This is a genomic window from Algoriphagus boritolerans DSM 17298 = JCM 18970, from assembly GCF_900108085.1.
GTDB classification, from domain to species: domain Bacteria; phylum Bacteroidota; class Bacteroidia; order Cytophagales; family Cyclobacteriaceae; genus Algoriphagus; species Algoriphagus boritolerans.
Genome location: NZ_FNVR01000003.1, coordinates 133,390 through 156,184 on the forward strand (window position 1 = coordinate 133,390; position 22,795 = coordinate 156,184).

At 41.5% G+C, this 22,795-nt stretch carries 19 protein-coding genes; 2 read left to right on the top strand and 17 right to left on the bottom strand.

Features of this window, described 5'->3' with window-relative positions; genetic code table 11:
* The 7 genes from C4S61_RS04325 to holA all read right to left on the bottom strand — a co-directional run bounded on the left by C4S61_RS04325 (nt 1) and on the right by holA (nt 8,673).
* On the bottom strand, nt 1-957 hold the full coding sequence (locus tag C4S61_RS04325; RefSeq protein WP_103923569.1) for an energy transducer TonB: 957 nt from the start codon (nt 955-957) through the stop codon (nt 1-3).
* Between the two features lie 2 nt (nt 958-959).
* Entirely contained in the window at nt 960-1,349 is a 390-nt protein-coding gene (locus C4S61_RS04330; RefSeq protein ID WP_103923570.1) for an ExbD/TolR family protein, read from the bottom strand.
* 2 nt (nt 1,350-1,351) lie between these two features.
* Nucleotides 1,352-2,038 carry a MotA/TolQ/ExbB proton channel family protein gene (locus tag C4S61_RS04335; protein WP_103923571.1) on the bottom strand — a complete coding sequence of 229 codons (687 nt, stop codon included), beginning with the start codon at nt 2,036-2,038 and terminating at the stop codon, nt 1,352-1,354.
* Between the two features lies 1 nt (nt 2,039).
* Nucleotides 2,040-2,873 carry an SPOR domain-containing protein gene (locus C4S61_RS04340; protein ID WP_103923572.1) on the bottom strand — a complete coding sequence of 278 codons (834 nt, stop codon included), beginning with the start codon at nt 2,871-2,873 and terminating at the stop codon, nt 2,040-2,042.
* A 66-nt stretch (nt 2,874-2,939) separates the two neighbouring features.
* On the bottom strand, nt 2,940-4,634 hold the full coding sequence (locus tag C4S61_RS04345; protein ID WP_103923573.1) for a TonB-dependent receptor: 1,695 nt from the start codon (nt 4,632-4,634) through the stop codon (nt 2,940-2,942).
* 3 nt (nt 4,635-4,637) lie between these two features.
* Nucleotides 4,638-7,625 carry a tetratricopeptide repeat protein gene (locus C4S61_RS04350; RefSeq protein ID WP_103923574.1) on the bottom strand — a complete coding sequence of 996 codons (2,988 nt, stop codon included), beginning with the start codon at nt 7,623-7,625 and terminating at the stop codon, nt 4,638-4,640.
* A 25-nt stretch (nt 7,626-7,650) separates the two neighbouring features.
* Nucleotides 7,651-8,673, bottom strand: a complete 1,023-nt coding sequence (gene holA / locus C4S61_RS04355) for a DNA polymerase III subunit delta (protein ID WP_103923575.1) — start codon at nt 8,671-8,673, stop codon at nt 7,651-7,653.
* Nucleotides 8,674-8,796: 123 nt separating this feature from the next.
* Between holA and C4S61_RS04360 the strand changes: the two genes are divergently transcribed.
* Nucleotides 8,797-9,507: a tetratricopeptide repeat protein gene (locus C4S61_RS04360; protein WP_103923576.1), complete on the top strand. Its 711-nt coding sequence runs from the start codon at nt 8,797-8,799 to the stop codon at nt 9,505-9,507.
* Here C4S61_RS04360 and C4S61_RS04365 read toward each other — a convergent pair.
* The gene (locus C4S61_RS04365) at nt 9,504-10,346 is read right to left on the bottom strand and encodes a universal stress protein (protein WP_103923577.1); all 843 of its coding nucleotides are present in this window, start codon (nt 10,344-10,346) and stop codon (nt 9,504-9,506) included. The two genes, C4S61_RS04360 and C4S61_RS04365, sit on opposite strands and share 4 nt — an antisense overlap.
* A 10-nt stretch (nt 10,347-10,356) precedes the next feature.
* Entirely contained in the window at nt 10,357-11,277 is a 921-nt protein-coding gene (locus tag C4S61_RS04370) for a 2-hydroxyacid dehydrogenase (protein WP_103923578.1), read from the bottom strand.
* A gap of 408 nt (nt 11,278-11,685) precedes the next feature.
* Here C4S61_RS04370 and C4S61_RS04375 point away from each other — a divergent pair, with 408 nt between their 5' ends.
* Nucleotides 11,686-12,534: a DUF2911 domain-containing protein gene (locus C4S61_RS04375; RefSeq protein WP_103923579.1), complete on the top strand. Its 849-nt coding sequence runs from the start codon at nt 11,686-11,688 to the stop codon at nt 12,532-12,534.
* A 25-nt stretch (nt 12,535-12,559) separates the two neighbouring features.
* Here C4S61_RS04375 and C4S61_RS04380 read toward each other — a convergent pair whose 3' ends face one another.
* The 8 genes from C4S61_RS04380 to C4S61_RS04415 all read right to left on the bottom strand — a co-directional run bounded on the left by C4S61_RS04380 (nt 12,560) and on the right by C4S61_RS04415 (nt 22,775).
* Nucleotides 12,560-12,901, bottom strand: a complete 342-nt coding sequence (locus C4S61_RS04380) for a nucleotidyltransferase domain-containing protein (RefSeq protein ID WP_103923580.1) — start codon at nt 12,899-12,901, stop codon at nt 12,560-12,562.
* Nucleotides 12,898-13,050, bottom strand: a complete 153-nt coding sequence (locus C4S61_RS21785; protein WP_160111202.1) for a hypothetical protein — start codon at nt 13,048-13,050, stop codon at nt 12,898-12,900. The genes C4S61_RS04380 and C4S61_RS21785 overlap by 4 nt, the downstream gene beginning before the upstream one ends.
* A 99-nt stretch (nt 13,051-13,149) precedes the next feature.
* Nucleotides 13,150-14,862, bottom strand: coding sequence for a sodium:solute symporter (locus tag C4S61_RS04390; protein ID WP_103923582.1), 1,713 nt, complete (start codon nt 14,860-14,862; stop codon nt 13,150-13,152).
* 102 nt (nt 14,863-14,964) lie between these two features.
* Entirely contained in the window at nt 14,965-17,430 is a 2,466-nt protein-coding gene (locus tag C4S61_RS04395) for a PIG-L family deacetylase (protein WP_103923583.1), read from the bottom strand.
* 89 nt (nt 17,431-17,519) lie between these two features.
* Complete coding sequence (locus tag C4S61_RS04400) at nt 17,520-18,638, bottom strand: acyloxyacyl hydrolase (protein WP_103923584.1); 1,119 nt, start codon at nt 18,636-18,638, stop codon at nt 17,520-17,522.
* 294 nt (nt 18,639-18,932) lie between these two features.
* Nucleotides 18,933-19,985, bottom strand: coding sequence for a BF3164 family lipoprotein (locus tag C4S61_RS04405; RefSeq protein WP_103923585.1), 1,053 nt, complete (start codon nt 19,983-19,985; stop codon nt 18,933-18,935).
* Nucleotides 19,986-20,477: 492 nt separating this feature from the next.
* Nucleotides 20,478-21,215: a transposase gene (locus C4S61_RS04410; protein ID WP_235009796.1), complete on the bottom strand. Its 738-nt coding sequence runs from the start codon at nt 21,213-21,215 to the stop codon at nt 20,478-20,480.
* 351 nt (nt 21,216-21,566) lie between these two features.
* Nucleotides 21,567-22,775 carry a tetratricopeptide repeat protein gene (locus C4S61_RS04415; protein ID WP_103923586.1) on the bottom strand — a complete coding sequence of 403 codons (1,209 nt, stop codon included), beginning with the start codon at nt 22,773-22,775 and terminating at the stop codon, nt 21,567-21,569.
* Nucleotides 22,776-22,795 lie beyond the last annotated feature (20 nt).

Below are 22,795 nucleotides of genomic sequence, written 5' to 3' on the forward strand. Positions count from 1 at the left end.
TTAATCCACCTTGATGATAAAGGTGATTTTACCTGTAGAAAAATCTGCGGCTGCACCACTTTGCTTTTTGAAGCTAATCTGATTGACGACTTGACGATAATATGCCAAAACATCATTGGAAACATTGTACTCCAACGGAACGGCCTGGACTACTCTACCAGCGTCATCAATGGTGATTTTAAAAACGATCCGACCATTCCGGGTAGATACTCGGTCATTGATATTCGGTCTGGAAGCAAAATCCCAACCTGCAAGATCCAGACTATAGCCTGCCCCTGAGTTTGTTCCTTTCCCGGATCCTTCTCCCATTACCGCACGTCCATCGACTGTTCCGGTAGGTTTTCCTTCATCGCCTTTGGTGCTAGAGCTACCCTGTGCCCCACCTGATGCGGGTTGAGTCCCTTTGCCGGAAGTACCGCCTGCACCCATCACAGCACGCTGATCAATCTTTGGCTTTTCAGGAGCTTTTTGAGTAGTGGCTTCGGCTTCTGATTTAGCCGGAGTAGTTACGGTTTTTGTAGGTTCAGCTTTGGTAGGTTCCGGCTTTTTGGTTTCGGTTGCAGCTTTTTCTTCACCTTTGATCGGGGAAGGCTTGGTAGTCACCGCTTGATTTGCGGCAGGTTTTGCAGCTGCTTTTGGCTTTGCAGTTTCAGTCCGAGGACTTGGTGCCGGAGTGGCTGGTTTGGTGACGGCAGGAGCAATTTCTCCCGGTGCTGCAGCTTCAGTGACATTAGTTTGGACTTCTGAAGGTGCATTGGGACTATTTCGATCCCCGGAACCTGTCTCTGTGAAGCCAAGATTTAATTCCAGACCGAAGGTAGGAAGTGGAGGAATCGGTTGCTTCCATACCACGATAAAATAGAACGCCAGAAGCAAAAGAACATTCAATACGATCGTGATGATCGCAGATTTCCGTTTACTGTCCTTTTCGACTTCGTCTGTGTTCCAGCTTTGCATGATTAATACGGTTTAGTGGCGATAGAGACATTGGCCTCTAATCCCGCCGCAATTCCTCCGATCTCTACCAGGTATTCAACGGGAACTTCCTTGTCAATGTGCAATACCACCTGACCTTTTTTTCCTTGCAGTAACGAAGTCAATTCAGTTTTGATCTGATCTCGACCTACTATCCGGTCGTTGACAGAATATTTTAAATCCTTGGTTACAGTCACTGTCACTTCCTGCAACACGATATCCGAAGTCTCACTGGAAGGTAAATTCACCGGAAGGCCTGATGGAGTAATAAATGATGAAGTCAGCATGAAAAATATCAGCAACAGAAAGATAATATCTGTCATCGAAGACATGCTAAACGAAGCATCAACTTTATTTTTTGCCTGGAGTCCCATGATTATTTATCCTGAAGAAGATCAATAAATTCCACTGAAGTGTATTCCATATTGTGAACCAATTTGGAAACTTGAGTTACCAAATAGTTGTATCCCAAATAAGCAATAATACCTACCACCAGCCCCGCAGCGGTAGTAATCATCGCTTCATAGATACCCATGGAGAGCAATTTTGGTGAAACCATCCCCTCCTCTTGGGCAATGGCAATAAACGCCTGAATCATTCCGGTGACGGTTCCAAGAAAACCGATCATTGGCGCTGCGCCGGATACGGTAGCCAGAAGTCCAAGATTTTTTTCAAGTTTGTAAATCTCGATTTTCCCTACGTTTTCGATGGATACTTCGATATTTTTCAAAGGGGAACCGATTCGATCTACTCCTTTTGCAATCATGTTGGCAACGGGAGTATTCTCCCCCGCGCAAAGCATTTTTGCCTTTTCAGTTTGACCACTTTGCACCAGAATTTTCACCTGATCCATAAGATGGCTTGAAGTTTTAGAGGCTTTTTTTAGCGTTATCAGTTTTTCGAAGAAAATGAAAATCGCCAATACCAAAAGGATATAGAGCGGAATCATCATGTATCCCCCTTTGATCAAAAGATCCAGGAGACCGATATTTTCTTTGGTAGCATCGAGTGCCACTTCATTCAGATTGGCTAAACTGTCTGTAGAGAGGGTTTGGAGCAACATATTAATATTTCAGAATCCACAATTCTTCGGTGTATTGGGATTTGATTCGCTCGAGTTCATCAGCTGCAAGACGAAAACTTCCGAACTTTGAGAGTGCAAGACGATAATTCCTTGAACCTTCTTCTGGACTAATCAGGTAGATTTCCGGAGATTTTCCGAAATACTGATTTGCTTCTTCGATGGCCAACTTTTCATTTGGTAAACTCCCCACAATAATAAAATACTGAGGACGCTCCGCTTTGGACTCAATTCGAATCAAATTTCCTGAAGCTATATTGGCAATAGTTGTACCAGTTTCGGCAGGTTTGGAAATATTAGGATTTGAAATAGATTGATTTACTATAGAGTCGTGATTTTCAGTAATTTGATTTTGTTCAGTTGGGGTAGATTCAGGCTCAGTTGATGCAGTAGAAGTCCGCTCCTCCTCAGGTGATACTTTAGAATTTTCAGCCTGTTGGACATTTGTGGACGGAGTAGACTGAGATTGGATTTGCCAAATGATAAATCCAACAAGGGCCAAGCCCAAAACAAGAACTATCCACACCCAAGCAGCTGTCTTTTTATTTTCAGGTTTTGAAGTAGAAACAGTTTTTACAGTCTCTGCTTTATCTTCAACTGTAACCGGAGTATCGGTGGGAATCGGTTCAGGGTTTCCATCGGAAATGGCAGGAATCAAGGTTTCAACTTCCTGCTTAATTTCCATATTAACAATTGGAGAGACCTGTAATTCTTCAGCCGGAATTGACTTGGCGCGTATGGGAGTAATTTCCACAAAAGGAAGCCCATAATCCTTAGGATCAGTCCATTGTTTAATATCAGAATCTTTTGTCGCCATAGTCTTCAGAGAAAGCTACGAAACTAACCCAATTGAGTCGAAAGCCCAACCTTAAAACAAACTATCTCAGAATTTGAAACTCGCGCCACCGATCAGTTGAATACCTCGCACCGGATAATTGAGCCAACGGGTGTTTTTACCATTCAGAATGTTATTCCCTTCTGCAAAAACAGAAAAGCGGTCAGTGATCTTGAAATCAGCTTTAAGCTGGAGATCCGCGATGGTTTTCAGGTTTATCACCTCATATTCTGTTGGAAAGACAGCGGCAATACTTGGAGCCCCTCTCCCTTTCAATCCTCCCATAAAATTCACATTAGCCTGAACCAATAATTTCTCAAATGGAGTAAACTGGTTATTAACTCTCACTTCCCACAAAGGTCTGTGCCACGGTTCTGACTGCGCATTCAGATCGTATTGGTATAGGTCAAGTCTGGAACCGAGCGTATATACTTCATTAAATCTAAAACCCAATTCAGCGTTGATATTGAATACGGTGGATTTGTCATCATAGACAATTTCGAATCGTGCCGAATCGGCAAGAGAATTAACAAAGAAATGCAACTGATTGAATCTGGACACATTAATCCCTGCGCGATAATGAAACGCCTCCTGAAACTGACCTTCTATCCCACCTGCTATTTTATAATTGTTTACCGTATTTAGCAACTGCTCACTTGGACCGAGAAAAGGGTTTTCATTGACCAAACTGAAATAGGTATTTCGCTGTACATCACCGGAGAATTCACCATAAAACCCAAATTCATCAGCGAATTGATAGCTGGCTTTTAATACCGGAAAAATTCGGAAATCGCCGGTTTTACCGGCAATTGAGTCATTTTCTGAAACCAGATTCAAACCTGCAGTGAATTGAAATGCTTCATAATTATATGCTATTCGAGGTCGAATGGAAAAGTAGTTTCGGTCAACCGCGTAGCTTGCATCTTCAGGATTGGTATGAAAGTAATTCAAGTCGATCTTTCCTGACCAGTCTGAGTTGGTTCTGAATTTTAATCCGGTCTGTATCCCTATTTCATTTTCCTTGGCAACATAGCTGTCTTTGAAACTTCTGAAACTTAATTTCCCTTCGTAAGAGATCGGGCCGGTTTTTTCAATATCCCGAATACCAGCGTGAATCTGGAAGTGATTCAGGATATTGTTGGCAGTTTCGAAAGGAATATCCGGATTTTCAAACAAAGCCGGATCTACTCCATAAAATGAGTATTTGTCCTGTGCCCAATTAAATCCACCAAATACCTCAACCGGCTCAGTAAAATAGCTTCCATCCAATCCAAACACGGAATGGGATTCTGAACTTTGCGCTGCGCCTACAGGTCCTTCGCCAAAATTCTGATGCTTAAATTTCAATCCATAGTTAAATGGATCGGCCGTGGTGGACATATATCTTCCTTCCAAAAGCGGTGAGGCAAAATTGCCATACCCCACTCGGATAAATCCGTTGTACAGTTCCCTTCTGTCCTGCCGATATACTTTTTCCAATGCTGTCGGTTGTAGATTTAAGGCTGGAATAGTCAGGAAGAATGGTGTCACGGAATAATTAAACTCTCCGATTCCTTTCGGTTGAGGCAAAACGGGAAGTCGCTCAAACGATCTCGGCTGAGTCGGCACCGTCAATACTCGATCCTTTCGGATCACAAACTCTTGATCCTGCACTTCACCTCTCTGCTGAGTTTGGGCAAAAAGCGATGAATTTCCCAAGGAAAATGCACCGGCAAAAATTAGAATTACGGGTAGTTTTTGCATGGTTTAGTTCGGCGTTTTGAGTTTTGCCTCAGCTTCGGCTTTGATTTCAGCATTGGTTGATCGCTCTACGATGGATTCCAAAGTAGCTTTGGCCTGGAAGTCCTCTCCAGTCTTTTGGTAATTGTCAGCGAGTAAAAGAAACATTTTGCCATACCAATAATCATAATCTGCAAATGGTCCTGAATTATCAAAAATGGCATCATTGGATTTATTAAAGTCTCCTTTTTCCTGATGTGAAAGTGCCAATAAATACAAGCCCTCTGCCCCTTGGATAGTCTTATGATCGGCTACCAGGTTTTGTAGGGTCAGTTCTGCCTGTGATTTTTGATTTATTTCACGCTGCGCTTTTGCTTTAGTGAGCAGGGCTTTAGGAGTGGATTCCGGAATGATCCCATCCAAAGTCATCAATCGTTCTGCATTAGCGATGGCTTGCTGATAGTTCTTTGTCTCAAAATTGGCAATCATCAAGCCCTGTACTGCTTCCACTTCCTCCACCTTACTTCTTGCATTTTGCGAGGCTGATTCCAAATAGGGAATTGCGGCAGCATAATTTCCTCTTTCCAGTTCGATAATTCCAATTTTCTGCATTGCTCGCGCGCGCTGTGGCGAAGAAGGCTCTTTCTCCAATTGTCTGAAGAATCCCAAGCCTTTTTCGACATCTCCGGCCAAAACATAAGCATCTCCGGCAAAATAAAATGCATCCGCTCGCTGACCGGACTGAGGATAACTTCTTAAATAATTTTCAAAGGCTATTGCAGCCTGCGTGTAATTTTTATCGAAATACAAGCTCTTTGCAGCTTCAAACTCCAAAGATTGTACATTTCCTGTGCCTGGATTGGCACCTTTGTAACGGGCCAGGTAGTCGCCAAACTCAGCGGATCTGCCTTGCAATGCCAACGTCTCCTGTAGGCCTTTCAGCGCAGTCTCAGAATTTTCAGCATTGGGATGATTATCCAAAATCAACTTGTAATCTGCGATCGTCTGATCGTAGTTTTGCATGGAAAAATTAGCAACCGCTCTACTTTCTAAGGCATAGGGTATAAATGGAGAATTGGGACGGCTGGCGATCAAATCTGAAAAGGCTCGGGAAGCTTCACTGTAGCGTACTTCCTCCAGGAAAATCTGTCCTCGTTGAAACATGGCATCCTCAATGTAAAGGCTGCTCGGAAACCCGGAAATCAGCTTCTCCAGATTACTTAAAGCCTCGTTATTCTGAGACTGAAAGTTTTGGACTACTGCCAAGCGATAATAGGCATAATCTTTACCCGTAGTGGATTCTGAAATCGCTCGCTGAAAGGTGGATGCGGCCTCTCCAAACTTTTTCTGAACGTACTGGCAATCACCCAGTCTGAGCAGTGCGTCATCGAAATATTGTTTTTCCGATGCTTGGCTGAGCTTTTGGATATAGGTTCTAAACTGCTCTTCCGCTTTCGGATAATTTTGAGAATTGAAGTAGGCATAACCCAACCCATAGTGAGACTTGATCAAAAAAGGATGATTTGTTGCGGGATTGGTCGCGCGTAACGCCTCATAAGACCTGATCGCCTGAGGAAGATTGCCATCGGCAGTATAGATCTCTCCTTTCCAAAAATGTGTCTCCAAAAGCAAATCCCGATCCTCCGGAAAAGCTTGGGACTTATCAAGCAAGGCTAAAGCCTGCTTGTATTTTTGATCCCGATAATAGACCATAGCCTGATAAAAAGCCACTTTTTGATAAGCGGCACGGATCCGGGGAGACTTATTTTGAATCCGATCCATCTGCTCAATGGCTCGCAGGTAATCACTTGAATTGACTAAAGCCTCTGAAAGCAAGGTTTCAGCCTCTTGTCGGTTTTTTCCCGAAGGGTAAGTATCAATGTATTCATCCAAGGCAGCGATTGCTGTGGAAAAAGTGCCGCGCTGAAGATTGGTTTTCGCAAAGTTGAAAAGCGATTCTTCCTGAATCTGCTTATTAAAGCTGGATTTGGAAGCTGCCTGAAAGCTCGTTGCTGCAAACTGGTAGTTTTCTAATTTGAGATAGGCGTGTCCCAGATAGTAGCTGGAAGATTGGCCGATCTCATCTGTGGCCGAAGCCGAGACTTTCAGATAGTCGGTCGCTCGCTGGTAATTCCCGATTTCAAAAAATGAAATTCCTGCTTTGTAAACTTCCTCCCGGGAAAGCGTACCTTTTTTGGAATTGATAAATGCATCGTAGTTTTTGGAAGCATTGGCAAAATCCTTCTTGGCATAGTATGCCTCAGCGAGATAAAGATTGATGGTCTCTTTTCTGTCGAGGTTTTGACCCGAAGCCAAAAGCGGCTCTGCATAGCCGATCACCTGATCGTAATTTCCCTCCTGGTAATAGAGTGCAGTGAGCAAATAGGGAACTTTAGTCGCATAGAAAGAAGTCTTCCCGGCAGCTTGCAGATCTGTGATAGCTTTGGAGCTATTTCCATTTTGCATCGCAATAAAACCGCTGTAATAATAAGCGTCTGCGCTGATGGGCTGATTGAGGGTTTTGGCCTGATCAAAAAACGGAGCGGCAGCAGCATTGTTCTTCAGCTGAAAGTGTGAATAGCCCTGTTTGAACAGCACTTCTGCTTTATTCGTCTCAGCCAGTCCGTTTGTTTTCACCAAAGCATAGCCTTCGATGGCTTCGCTGTAATTCCTTTTGTAGAAAAAATGATCCCCCAAATACAACCCGGCGGTAGCTACTGTAGGATGATTGCCATTTTCAAAAATATATGACTTCATCAAACCGGGTCCATCGGGACTTTCAATTTCCAGCGCAGCCATCGCTTGGTGTAACGTTGCTGATTTTTGCTGTTCGCTGTTCAGATTTTGATTGAGTAGCCTACTGTTATCATAGAGCGAAGCTGAAAAAAGCTGCTTGTCAAAAAGCTCCAGATTGTAATCCAACGCTTGCTGTGAACTAGTCTGATAGAGTGTAGATTGCGAAAAAACATCCGTACTTATCACCAGTCCTGCAAGCAGCACGAGGTAGTTTTTCATGAGATAATAATTGGTTTGGGGTATTTCAGTGTAAAATCTTATACACCAGTTCGCGGAGGATTTCACCTTCATTCATACTTCCGGAGTCCACTCCTTTGAAACGAAGATCTGCCTCTTTAATGTATGCGAACACCTCAATTACCTTGCCTAATTTATAGTTTTTGGCTGCGGCAGCATATTCCCTCACCCCATATGGATGAACCCCAATAAGTCCTGCAAGCTGATTGTCGGGCATCTGACCTGCACGATGAACCAATGCAATCTTACTGAAGTAATTATAGAGCAGAGAAAAAATAGGAATTACCGGATGGGCTTTCGGATTTTGGATAAAATAGTGGATAATTTGGTTGGCTTTGACCGCGTCTTTGTATCCTATTGCTTTGCTCAACTCAAAGTTGTTGTACTCCTTGTTGATCCCGATATATTTGGAAATATGCTCCGATGTAAACTTGGTCGGCTCGGAAAAATTAATCAGCATTTTTCCTACCTCGTTGGAGATCACCTCCAGATTATTTCCGATGGAATCCGCCAACAATTGGGCGGCTTTGCTATCGATCTGATGACCCAACCCTTTAATATAACCTTCCACCCACTCTGTAAGCTTCCAATCTTTGACTTTTTCCGAATTGACAAATACTGACTTCTTGTCCAGTTCCTTTTTCAGTGCCCCCCTACCATCAAGCTTTTTATGCTTGTGCGCAAACACAAGAATCGTACTGGGCAAGGGATTATTGAGGTAGCTGATAAATAGCTTCTGCGCATCTTCTTTTCCCAAGTCGGGAATACTCTGTGCTTCCTTTACGATCACCACTTGGCGATCCGCCATCATAGGGAATTTGCGTGCGTTACTCAGGATCACATGGAGCGGAGAATCCTTTCCATACATGATCAGTTGATTAAAACCTTTTTCATGATCGGCAATGGCATGCTTCTCGATGTAGTCCGTGATCAGGTCAATAAAGTAGGGTTCATCACCCTCCAAAAAGTAAATTGGTGCAAACTTTTTAGCTTTCAGGTCTTTAAGTACAGCGTCTGGAGAATGGGCCATGGGTTGGAAAAACTATCAGCTTTAAAGATAACAGCCGAAATTCAACTGAGGTAAAAACCGGGAAAATATTCTTTGGTAAACTATTCTAGGCCTAATTTTGTATTTCTATTTAAAAAAGAAAAAATGAGCTTCGAAAAGGGATTGGCATTGTATAAGGAAGGAAAGTTTGAGGAGGCACTAATTTGCTTTGATCAACTGATCACTACCAATACAGGACAAGTAGAACTCCACCTCTACCGGGGAAGAATCCTGACAAGGTTGGGAAAGGGAAATGCGGCATTGGAAGATTTTGACTTGCTCGTAGCTCGCGAACCTTACAATACCGATTACATCAGCGACCGGGGTGTGGTCTTGCACCTCCTGGGCAGAAATGAAGAAGCACTCAGTGAACTGGATCGCGCGACCAATCTGGACCCAAAAAATCCCTACCGCTATAGCAGCAGAGCATTTTTGAAAGATCGACTCGGAGACTTCATGGGTGCCATTGCCGATTATGAAAAAGCAATCGAGCTGGACCCTGAAGATGCCATCGCCTACAATAACAAAGGCTTGGTCGAAGAAAAAATGGGAAATATTGCCCGCTCGAAAAAGAGCTTCGAAAAAGCAGATGATCTCATTGGATACAAGCCACAGACATCCGATTCCTTGCCTCCTATCGGTAAAGAATCCACAAAACCTACCTTTGAAATGCCGGATTTCGGAGCGTCAAACCCATCACAGCAAGTGAATTCAGCCCAATTCTGGCAAACACTCAAGGGAGTTTTCGGAAATCAACAGACCAGAAAGGAGTTTGTACAGTTTCTAAAGGACTTTTTTTCCGGAAAAAAGTCCTAAAATGACTTAATCACCCACAGCGGTTTGTTCAAGAAGTAGGACATCTTCTTGGAAAGGTTTTTCGAAAAAATCTGATCGAAAAAGCTTTTCTTTTTGCTCAAGGTCACCAGCATGTCACCTTTTGACACTTGGAGGTAATTTTCCAATCCAAGGGCCAAATCATCGCGAAACGACTTGAGGACATAATTTATTTTTTCATAGCGGACAAAAGGCTTAATCTCATCCACCATTGTCATATGCAGTGACTTTTCAATCGCTTTTTGGCTGGAGGAGATGTGAACCAAATCAATCTCTGAATCGAAAAAACTTGCCATTTCTACAACTTTTTGAATTGCCAACTTGTCTTCTTCGAGGTAATCAGACGCAAAAACAAACTTTCGGGGTCGCTTGAAGAAAACTTTTCTGGGAACAATGATGATATCCCGATCCGACTGTTCTACCATCCGACTTGCCCTGCTTCCAATGATATTCATTCTCAGCTCATTCATTCCCTCTGTACCTGCCACAATCAAGTCCGCGTTGATTTCCCTGGCATATTCCAGCGCTCCATTTACTATTTTCCCCTCCCGAATTGCTATTTCACATCCTTTCAAACCATTCATAAGACTCTCCTCCATCACTGCTTTTTGAAGGTTTTTTAGTTTTTCCTTCACAAAGTCCAACTGATGATTTCCGTTGGTATCCATTGGTGCCAGTTTCAGGTAATCCTCGCGGTTAAGGACATGAAAAAGCACCAGTACCGCATTGAATTTTTCGCCAAGCCGGGCAGCATATTCGATTGCATTCAGAGAGCACTCTGAAAAATCAGTGGGGCAGAGAATTTTAAAAGTATTTTCCATAATCTAAAAATTAATAACCTTTGTGACGGTCTACGAGATTCAGCAGCGGCTGGTTAGCCTTCAATCTACTAAAGTTTTCAATGATTTGCGGACTGGCAGCTTGTGGATTGGTCACACTGGCAATGTGTGGGGTGATCTGAATCCGCTCCTGTTCCCAAAATGGATGGTTTTCAGGAAGCGGTTCGGTTCGATATACATCCAAAAGCGCTCCCGAAAGAAAGCCCTCTTCTAAGGCGGGAATTAAGTCTTCTTCTACCAAATGCTTGCCTCTGGCTACGTTGATTAGGTAAGTACCCGGTTTACATTTTTTGAAAAAATCGGAATTAAGAATATTTTCTGTCGCCGGAGTCAAGGGAAGAAGGCATACTAGCACATTGATCTCCTTGAGAAATTCAGGAAGCTCATTTTTTGAAAAATAGGGGTAGGGAAAGTCCTTCTTTTCAGTAAAACCATAGCCAAAAACCGGAAATCCCATGTAATTCAATTTGTCCAAAACATCGCCACCGAGAGCCCCGACGCCCATTACTCCGACGTTGACTTGGATCTCGGGATTGGACATATCCCAAACTTTGCGCTTCTGGTCTGCTTGATACCTGGTAATCTGCCGATGAAAATTCAGCACTCCCATGATCACGTAATTAGTCATGGACCAAGTGAGCTTTTCATCCACGATCCGCACGATGGGCATCGACTCCGGCACAGCGGAATCCCTTAAGATATGATCCACTCCTGCTCCCAAAGAACTGATCAACTTCAGATTGGGCAAGGTACTGAGGTAACCCGGGGGATGCTGCCAAAGTAAGGCCATCTCGACATCCTGAGGTCGGTCAATATTTGGATACACTTGAATATCGATATCAGGCTGGTGGAAAGTTAAGGCATCGATCCATACTTTCGGATCACGTCCCGGGCTGATTATTGCTAAGCTCATCTTTGGTGCTTTTGGGTTGCAAAAGTAAAAATACCATGTTCAAATCTGCTACAAAGTCCATTAGTCAAAAAAGGTGAACTTATTTTGTAAAAAGAAGGAGAAAACAAAAGCCTTAGGTCCGCATAAGGCAGACTAAAATGACTTAAAATCTAACAAACAGGGTGGATTATATCTTTTGCAAGAAAAAATGAAGCCTTTAAAAAGACAAATTTTTATTCATGAAAACGAGCATGACGAAGATCGTCACACACTGGGATGATTATAAACCATGCGAGATTTTCCCGAAGAAAAATCGGGACAGGCTATCTGACCAATAAAAATCAAATTTTAAAAAGATGAAATTGCAACACAATTTGAACCTTCCGAATGATTCGCAAATTATACCTCCAAACATAAACTGATATCAATATGACAAACAAATTCACTCTTGCCCTGCTGACTTTTTTACTCGTCAGTTCTGCAGGCTTTGCACAGCAAATCCAAATGCCGCAGGCCAGTCCAAGTGCCAAAACCATTCAAAAAGTCGGTTTAACAGATGTCACAGTAGACTATAGCAGACCAAGTACCAAAGGAAGAAAAATCTTCGGAGAGCTTGTTCCTTTTGGCGAAGTGTGGAGAACAGGTGCAAATGGTGCAACCGTCTTGACTTTCTCAACTGATGTCACTGTGGGCGGACAGCATGTCCCTGCAGGATCTTACGCACTCTACACCATCCCGGGAAAAAATGATTGGACCATCATACTTAGCAAAAACACAAAGCTTTGGGGTTCAATTGGCTATCAACAAAGCGATGATCAAGTCCGATTCGAAGTGCCCGCATCCAAAACAAGTAAGAAATACGAGACATTTGACATCGCTTTCAACAACTTCACCGACAACAGTGCGGTGGTTTCAATGAAATGGGAAACCACCCGCGTGGATTTCAAGATCGAAACTGAAGTGGACCCCATCGTGATGGCTGAGATCCAAAAACTGGTCATCGATACAAAGTCCACTGATCCGGCTTTATTATTCCAGGCAGCGAGCTATTATTTCACCAACTCAAAAGATCTTAATCAAGCCTATGCGTGGGTTAAAACTTCTACTGACAGCGATCCTAAATACTGGACTGTTCACTTGAGAGCTAAGATCGAAGTAGCTTTGGGTATGAAAACCGAAGCGCTAGAGTCTGCCACCCAATCAAAGGCTATGGCTCAGGAAGCTAAAAACCCGGATTATATCGCATTGAATGAGCGATTGATCAAGTCGATAAGGTAATTCGATTTTAAATTCAAAAAGGCCTTCAGATAAAATTTTGAAGGCCTTTTTTGTTTCCGGGAACTGAAGAATTAAAAATAATCTGCCCCACTCTTTCAATATGTGACTTTAACTCCTCATTTGTAATTCTATTAAAATCAATTAAATCTATCCTGTAAAGCAAACCCAAATCCTCCAAGTCAGTATTTAAATCTAAAAACCTACGAAAACTTTTATCTTTTGAAAACAAAGCAAGATCGATATCAGAATTAAATTTGAAATTCCCCATGGCCCTAGATCCAAATAGAACCACCCGGTCTATTTCTGGATACCTTTGGAAAACATCTACGATTTCACTCCAAACTGAATTCTCTATTCCATACCTCATTGATCAAATAAGTTACCTGTTTTACCCATTCGCTCTTCCTCTAACTTTTTCTGAAGGAATGCAAAAAGAAAAATATACTCCGCTCTAATATCTATATGAATCTCTTTGGCCGTTTCGCTGTCATAAGTATGAAAGATTAATAGCTTCATTAGGTTTGGCAAAAGCTCTGTTAAAATTAACAAAGCACTACTCCCAACGAACATCATTTGGTATAGCTTTTTTCTTTATTCAATCTGAACAATCAGCATTTAAAACTTTGCCTTTTGCCTAACTAATGGTTGTAAAATCGCCGCAAAAAGCATTACGGCAATACAGCCGACAGCATTGTACCACAGGAATCCGATATCCCAAACGAATCCGAGTATTCCCGTCCCATTCCGAAAATGTATGAATAAAATCAAAGCCTGAGACAGCAATGCAGCGATGAAAACTGCTCTGCCTTTCACCCATTTCATAAAAAAACCTACGATAAAAATCCCAAGAATTGTCCCATAAAACAGGGAGCCCAGAAGATTAACCGCTTGAATCAGATTTTCAAAAAGTGAGGCATAGGTAGCAAATAGAATCGCTCCAAGTCCCCAAAAAGCAGTAAATGCTTTGGAGGAAATCACGTAATGGGCATCACTGGCATCCTTCTTAATCGAGCGCTTATACAAATCAATCGTGCTGGTAGACCCTAGGGCATTTAGCTCAGACGATGAGGATGACATCGCCGCGGAAAAAATCACGGCAAATAGCAAACCTACAAGGCCTTTTGGCAGATAATCCATCACGAAACGCATAAATACATAATCTGTATCCCGAGTCTCCGCCGCTGGATCATTTTCTACAATCAAAGCCTTCACCTCATCCCGAATCTCGTTTTGTTCGGTTTTAATAGCTCTAATCTGGCCCTGAATCAAATCGACTCGATCAGTTTCTTCAGATTCTATCGCTCCAAGCATATCCTGGTAGGCCAATTTTCCCGATTCAAAGTTTGCCTTATATTGGTTTTCCAAGGCTTCAAATTGTGATGCATAGGCACTGTTCTTCAGTTTTTCAGTCTGGACTTGGTTGAAAATCACCGGAGGCTGGATAAACTGGTAAAAAACAAATACCATCACTCCGATAAAAAGTATGACAAATTGCATTGGAATTTTCAGAAAACCATTCATGATCAAGCCCATTCGGCTTTGCGTCAGGGTCTGACCCGAAAGGTAGCGTTGTACCTGACTTTGATCCGAACCGAAATAACTCAGGAAAAGAAACACTGCAGCTGTCATGCCCGACCAGATATTGTACCGGTCTGCTAAGTCAAACTCGAAACTCACTACGTTGAGTTTGTCCATTTTCCCTGCGACGTGAAGTGCCTCCTGAAATGATATCGGAAGCAATTGAATTACTATAATTCCAGCAAGTACCATCCCTCCCATCATGACCGCCATTTGTTGTTTCTGCGTGATGGAAACAGCCTCTGTGCCACCGGAAACGGTGTATAGAATCACCAAACAACCGATAAAAATATTGGTAAAAGTCAGATTCCATCCTAGAAGAGTCGACAGAATAATGGCAGGCGCGTAGATCGTAATCCCTGCTGCCAATCCACGCTGAATGATAAAAAGAAGTGCTGTTAAGGTCCTGGTTTTGAGGTCAAATCGATTTTCAAGGTATTCGTAGGCGGTATAAACTTTCAGCTTGTAATAGATAGGAATAAAGCTCACCGAAATAATGATCATCGCCAGAGGTAATCCAAAATAAAACTGGATAAAGCGCATCCCATCTTCATAGGCTTGCCCGGGAGTACTCAGGAAGGTAATTGCAGAGGCTTGTGTAGCCATGATGGAAAGTCCGATGGTCCACCAATTGGAGTTTTTTCCTCTGAGGTAGGAGTTTAGGTCCTTTTTACCCCGGGTTTTATAGACCCCATAGACCGCTATGAACAGCAGGGTAAAAAATAGCACAATCCAATCCAGTGTACTCATGCGAATGCCACTGTTAACCAATAAAATAAGGCAATCATGACCAATAGACTAGCCATCAAACCGAGGTAGATTGCTCTCCATCTGATCCGCTTCTCCTCCATTTTACTGTTCGATTAGGTTGATGAATAATTTGATCGGTCCAGGAACACCCGCAGGCAACTGCCTGAAAAATGAGATCCCGGTATAGACAAACATACCCTTTCCAAATTTACCAACGATGAGCGAACCATTAGTTGCCGGTTCGTCAGGATCCTGCATGATAAGCGGTGTCGTATAAGCCGAATCAATTGCTGTGGCAAAGTACAATCCCCGTTCCTGCACCCAATCCTTAAGGTCTTGGTCATTCAGTTGATTTGGTGTGGATAATACCGGGCTAGACCAATCCGCTGTCACGGGTGAAGTTTGGACGGCGACCCGATCTCTTCCAATTGAAAACGGATATGGACCAATCTGACTGGTCAGAAGCGGTGAACTTGTATTGTACTGAACGATCAAATTACCCCCTGACCGCACATACCCCATTAATGCCTGTTGGTTTGCTGCCAATGCTTCATTGGTATTGAAGGCACGAATACCCACTACTATTGCTTTAAACTGACTTAAATAATCCAAATCATAGTCATCCAAACCAATCATAGTTACTTTATACCCAAGGGAAGTGAGTACACCGGGAATATCATCTCCTGCACCAGGAATGTATCCGACTTTAGCTCCTGAAATTTTCCAATCCGCCTGAATTAAATTGAAAGATGCCGGACTGAAATAGGTGATATTGGGAATGTGTTTATAAGAAATCAATTTGGTAAGCTGATTATAGCTTTTCCCATCTGCAGTTTTGAATCGGGCAGTTACTGTCTTTTTTCCTTCACCATTGGGAAGGAAAGAGACAGTATACACTCTCCGTTTCTGAAGGGTGATGTCTTCAATGCTCAAAATACGGAACTGATCACTGGCTAATCCCTCAAAATCAAGCTCACCCTCGAGGTATTGATCCCTGAAATTCACGGTAACAGTCAACGTGGGATCTGCTCCTGAAACCAGGAAAACATTTTCTTTTGAAACCGTCAAATCCACTTCCGGAACGATCACAAAGGGCTGCTTTACTTCGCCGTCTACAGGATCGTTGAATTTATAGTTCAACTGCACCGGGACTTTGAATTCTTGATTGGCTATACTAAAACTAAGATCTCCACCTATATGAGGATCATTAAAGGGTTTACCAATTTGTGTTTGATCTAAAACCCTGTAAAGTGAGCCATCAAAGGGTTCTTTGAGCCAATAAGGTTGCGAATAAGAACTGTTTTCCGGCAACGCTAATTCAATTGGCATATTGATAGTTTCATTTGCTTTTACAGTCTCTTCGCCTTTGGTACCTACTAAATAGGATTCGGCAACTTGAAAGTTAATAGCTGAAACTGGTGTCAGAGAAGGATTATTGAATACGAATTCAGCGTTGATTTTCTCCCCTGGAAAACCAATTTCTTTCCTCACATTAAATTCAAACTCCAATCCCATCGCTTTGAAAATCAGCTGATCGAGTTTCGAGACTTTTTCTTTAACCCAAGTCTCACCACTATTCAGGGCAAGCATCGAACTTCTCAAGTTCAAAAAGGAAGCAACATTTTTCTCAGGCTCTAAAAAGTTAAATTGGGTTAGCAATTGATCAATTTGAGATTTGATTTCTTTACCTCCCGAAATTGCCTCCCAACGGTCACTTATTCCATCAAACGGACCATTCACATATTGCTCTCCGTCAACTAATTCGATGTAGTCCTTAGACGCTCCAATACCGGCCGTTGAGCCAAATCCCTGTGACTTATGCATCGTGCGGCTATCGGCAGCTATCTGATTGTAGGTTTTACCAAGAAGTGGATTGTATCCCCCCACTTCGAACGCATAATAGTCCTTGCCCTCTTCGGGTTCAAAATCTCCCCGGAAGTTATATGCATTGAAGAAAATACGCTTGGGTTGCCAAGGCTTTACCCATTTCAACTGCTCCGGAAAAGCATCTGACTTACCGGCAAGCTGAAAAGCCTCTCCCGCCAAAATAGCCGAAGTCGTATGTTGTCCGTGTGTCGCACCCGGTATCGTGTTGAATCGAGTGATAAGGATGTCGGGCTGAAATTTTCGAATGGCCCAAACCACGTCAGCCAGTACTTTCCCCTTCTCCCAATTTTGAAGCGTTTCAGTGGGATTTTTACTGTAGCCAAAGTCCATGGCTCTGGTGAAAAATTGCCTCCCACCATCTGTCTCACGGGCTTTGATCAGTTCCTGCGTACGGATTTGACCAAGCTCTATTCCTAATTCTTTACCGATCAAATTTTGACCTCCATCACCTCGGGTTAGGCTAAGGTAAGCTACTTCCGCATGTTCGCCATTTACCAGATAGGCAATGAGTCTGGTATTTTCATCATCAGGATGCGCAGCAATATAAAGAACTCTTTTGGTCTCTTTAAGCTGTAGTAATTGATGGTAAATCTGAGAAGAGGGAATGGACTGTGCGAGGGTGTGTCCAAATAAGCCAAATAAAAAGAAAACAGACGCCTGAAATACCTTTGGTTTGAGCATAATGGGTTTTATTGAAGAGGTAAGCTATCGCAATCCTGATGCAATTAAAAATATTTTGTGATTAATGGATAAATTCCCAAGGAACACTATCACTTTTTCCCTGGAACAGTGTACCCTAAGGTGAATTCAAAAAAATCTGCTTTTGCCTTATGCGCTTTGATTTGCATCCCTGCTGATAAATGATTGCCAATCCGATATCTGGCGCCCACCCGCTCATAAAACCAGGTTATTTCCTGATTTAACTCGTTACGATACAAATAAGCACCCAAACCGATCGGGACAAAGAGCCGCTCTGTAAGCTGCCATTCCCAGGACCCTACGATCGCAAGGGAGGTTTGGTCTCTAAATGAAAAGTTTCTTTCGGGAAATCTCAAGTGCAGTCCCTGAGCCCAAAATAAATCGAGACCCAAGCCGACACGGTATTTAAAAGCGGGTTCCAAAAGATAATTAATTCCCAATCCACCTCTGAAATAGGAGGGTTCGCCTATTTCATAATTCTTTATACCTGTGTAGAGCGCAAAATTCCAAAATGTCTTTAGCCCTTTCGCCGGAATGACAGGTGGATTGGCTGGAGTTGGATAGATTTCACCTAGCTTCATTCGCATGGAGAAATTGATTGGGAAAAGATTTATTCCCGAATTTGGCTTTTTGGAAGCACCATTTGAATAGTGCTTCAAACCAAAACTTACCAAAAAATCAACCCGCTCGGAAATACTGATGGTGGTATTCAGTCCAAGATTGACGTAACCGTTGACCTTGGAGCCAATGTAACGGTTGCTTGGATTAGCTATGGAATCGTAAGGTCTGAGATTAAATCCTACGCCTAACTGCGTAAAATAACCAAAGCTGACGCTTCGGTCTATCCCCTTGATCGAAAAAGGGATTTCCATAAATCCATAAACTGATTGTGGTCTACCAATTTCCTCATAGGATTTCAAGGCAGAGTTAAAGCCTAAACCAAGCGTAGGGTATCGGTATAAATAATTGAAAGTCGTATTCGAGATTTTTCTCCAGCCAATCTTGAAATCTATTGCCCTATAGTCGACGGCATCTTTGATTTCATCTCCCCAATCAGTGCCGTTACTAAGCAAAGGACCTGTCTCATATCCAAGGCCAATAACTTTTTGGAATTTAGTGTCTTGCGCCAGGGTATAATTAAGCTGAAAAAAAAGACCTACTAAAATTCCTACCGTAATTGATTTACTCATTTCACTTTCCAATGACTAGTTTAACAAAAGTATCAAAAAATTGGAATAAAACTGTCTAATATTTAGTTGGTAAGCATCACTACTATGCTTGAAAAAAAGGGATAACCATAAAAAAGGTAGTTCGAAAAGACGTATAGAATAAAAGTAAGCTTATCGATATGAGATCACTTATTACGATCTTGCTTTCTTGAATCGAGAGATTTAACTTATCATTTAGTTTAGAATTTAGTTTTTAACTTAAAATTAAAACTCCCAATTAAAAATAAATAAATTTTTTAAACAAGTCTTTATAACCTAGAATATATCACCTAACTTAAACTCTACGATTCCAGGATCCCTATCCGTAGTTACACCAAAAATTCGTGTCATCTCATCATCGACAGCAATACTTTTAACAGAAACATCTAATTCGATTTCAGTAATTAACTCACCTGCCAAGGAATAAATAAGAACCCTGTTTGCGATCTTAGAAGATGATTGTATCTCTGCCTCGCTAGTACCCCCAAATAAAGCCAATATATAGTCATTACTAAATACTACATCCCTAAAAAAATACGGACTATTCAAATCCCAAAAAACTGACTGACCAGCAATGTCTGGTTTCAATTCAAATCCTGTATACTCTCTCATCTCGCCCGAAAAGACCATTGTTAACTTTTCTTTTTGTGCGTTAAAAATTTCTATTTTATTAGAAAATATACATGCAATTGCATAGTGACTACGATTTTTATTGGAACTAAACCATCCCATATTAATTTGAGACAAATTAAAGTCATCCAAATCATTCCTCCCAGTAAAATTCTCTAGAGATCCAAAGTATTTTTTTTGATTTCCATTCAAATCAAATTCAACCAATCTATGAGGTGAATCAACCATTAATGCTAAAAAAGTAGTATCAGAAAATCTCAGCACACTGTAAGCCTTATAGAAGTCTCCTACTTGTTTTAGTTGTGATAAAGCTAATTTACCTCTATCTTCTAGGGAAAATTCACTAATTTTCTTATCTATTGAACTGTAAACACTAATGGAGTTATCTGCTATTCCATAATCAACATTATTAGCATCTGATATTTCTCCAGGTCCAAATCCAATCTGACCCAAAGAAAATTGATATTTCATATTATTAGAATTGATGACATGAACAGGAGGATTTTCGGATGAAATATTAGCTCTTTCTAAAACAATTAATTTATCATTAATATATCTAACCTTTTCAGGATTTATCAACTCATCATATAAAAATTTAGTAGAATCTACCTTTGGTATTCCATTATCACTTTTATTTGAAATCGAACAGGAAATAAATATCCAGGAATATAAGACAAAATATGAAAATTTATTTATCATAAATAATAACTTACAAAATAAACCAACTCATAATAAATTTTACTTTTTTTTTTAAGTCTTAAGTCAAAAAAAATTAAAGAAAAGCAGTAATCTTAAAGGAAACATAGACACATATGTTCTAGAACATATATGTCTATGAAACCATACTTATTGAGACGGCGGACAACAATCGGGCAACCCTTTAATGTCGGTAGGATAGAAGGTTCCAAACCGGTCAAAACAACCAATTGAATTCGCCTGAATACAATCAGCAGCATTACTTTCAAAGGAAAAGGTTATTCCCATTGAAAATACAAAGGCGAAACATACAAGTAATAGACTTTTCTTTTTCATTTCTCTTTTGTTTTAAGTTGTTAAACATATTCAATACTACAAACTTTTAATTTATAGTCCAAATACATGTCAACTATCTGTTAAATACTTACATGAAAGTTTTTTTTTTAACTTAAAAGGTTATTTAATAATTTAGGACCTGCTTAAAAACTCAAGATTTCATATTCTCAAAACCAGTCCAGAATTTAATCTGAACTGGTTTTTTGATTCTAGAATCTTGTAAACCGCCTCTACAACGGCAATCAATGCATAGTTGAATGTTGCCCAGGCTGAAAAACTCAGGCATAACAGTACTTCCCCAGCCAATTTGACCATTTTGAGCAATAAGATGATTGCAGCGATCCACGATTGACTGGTATCCTTGAGTCCGGCCTTGATCCGGTTCATTCCGGATCCTGTCTTTGCCTGACCAAACTTGCCTTCTATCGGATTCCGCTCTCCCGGTCTTACGTGGTTTTCCACTGCCTCGGCCGACGGGCGACCCAAGGGCTTGGCCGCCAGTTTAATCCCGTTGTCCTTTAGCCATTTTCTGTTTTCCCGGCTACAGTAAATCTTATCGGCCAGAACTTTTGCCGGGTAAAACCCAAACCGTTGCCGGTAGTTTTCCACGTATGCTTTCAGGCAGCTCCCTTCATTGAACGCGTCCCAAGATATCGTGTCCAGAAACGAATACCCATCGACCAGACTCAGGTGGATTTTGGCTCCGAACTCTGTCTTGAACCTTGCTTTGCCCCTCACAATGGGACGTACATGAGGCTGTTGGATGCTCACTATCCGTTCATCCATCCTCATGGGTACGCTTGTTAAACATTTCCAGTTGTTGGGCACAGACGGTCTGAAGACCCAATACTTCCGCTGAAGGCTAGGATCCAGGGGATAGACTTCGAACTGGTCCACCTATTTTTCGACCGTCTTGAAGTTCCTTCGCAGGTATTGGAGCTGGGCTTTGATCCCGCTTCAAATGGTCTTTTTGGAGGTATTCCTTTTCTTGTAAGAACCTTGCCGTAGACATCTTTCAGATTGCACCTATCGATTAGCACCCTTGGTATAAACATTCCATATTGCTAAGCATATTTGGAAATTGTGCCTTTAAGATGTCAACTATGACGTTCACATATGAAAAAACCAGCCCAACATTCTGGCCTGGTTTTAAAAAGATTTGTATTTACAATCATTCACATTATATGGTTATGATGTGAAATTTTCACGGAAAGCATAATTTCTAACATTTCATTCTAAAATTGCAATTTAATTATCCATCCAATTAGGGCCGAGCTTTTCAACCAACTTCTTATTCATAGCTTCAGCTTGCTCAGTCATTTTGAGTTTGCTATAAATTTGAAATAGAATGGTCATGGGGTCAGTATTTTCTGGCTGGATTTTTAAAGCCTGCTCAAAGTAGGTACCTGCATCTTTGTATATTTCATCTGCTTTCTTACCAACTACTTCTGATTGTTTTTCCCACTCTGCATCACTAAGCTCGTTAAGAGCATTTAGCATTTTAGTAGCTTGTTCCAACAAAAGTGCACCAGTATAAAAGTTGCCTTGAAAGAAATTCGGATCTACTTCCACAGATTTTTTATAATCTACCAAAGCACCATCCAGATCACCTGCTTGTTCCTTCAAATAACCTGATCTAAGAAGAAGGCCAGTGTTGTTCGGATCATTTGCAAGAGCTTCATTGATTTGAGACATTGCCTCATCCATCTTGTTCAATTGAAGTAGCAACTGAATCTCATACTCTGCCAAAACTTTATCCATAGGATATTCTTCTTTAGCTTTGGTTACTAACTCGTAAGCAGCCTCGGGATTTTTTTCCTCAGTGCTTAGAATTTGCACCATGAAGTAATATGCATTCAACTTATTGTACTCAGGTACATCAAGTAGGTATCCAAAGTGTCGCTTAGCGTCTTCAAATTTACCCAGATCATTTGCCAGAAATCCGGCATTGTAGTGAATCGTGGTATCTGACAAATCAATCTCACCTGCCATGTTGAAGAACTCATAGGCCATTTCGAAATCATCATCAGAGTAGCGCTCGATGCCTTTGTCGAATGCAATATTCTTTAAGGTATAAATTGAATAAGGACGAAGATTGTCAGGAACTCCTGGAAGATCGTCTTCATAGATTTCCTTGCCTACTCCTGCAGCTTTGTCACCGCCGGCCATATCAAACGCCTTTTTGAAAGTTCCCAAAGCTGCTGAGCCCAGCTGGACAGTTTCCATCGTATTAGAGGAATCGGCGTAGAAAATTTTGGTTTCAATCTTAGCTTTTAACAGATGCGTAGCAGGATCTCCACTGGTTTCAGGGTTAGTGGATGCAGCATCAATGGCAGTTAAGGCAGTTTGCAGATCACCGGATTTAAATCCCTTCTCTGCTTCCCTTAATACTTTTTTTTGTCCAAAGGCAAGGGTGGTTGCCCCAATCAGGACCATAGAGAGAATCAGCTTTTTCATTTTCTTAATTCTTAATTGTT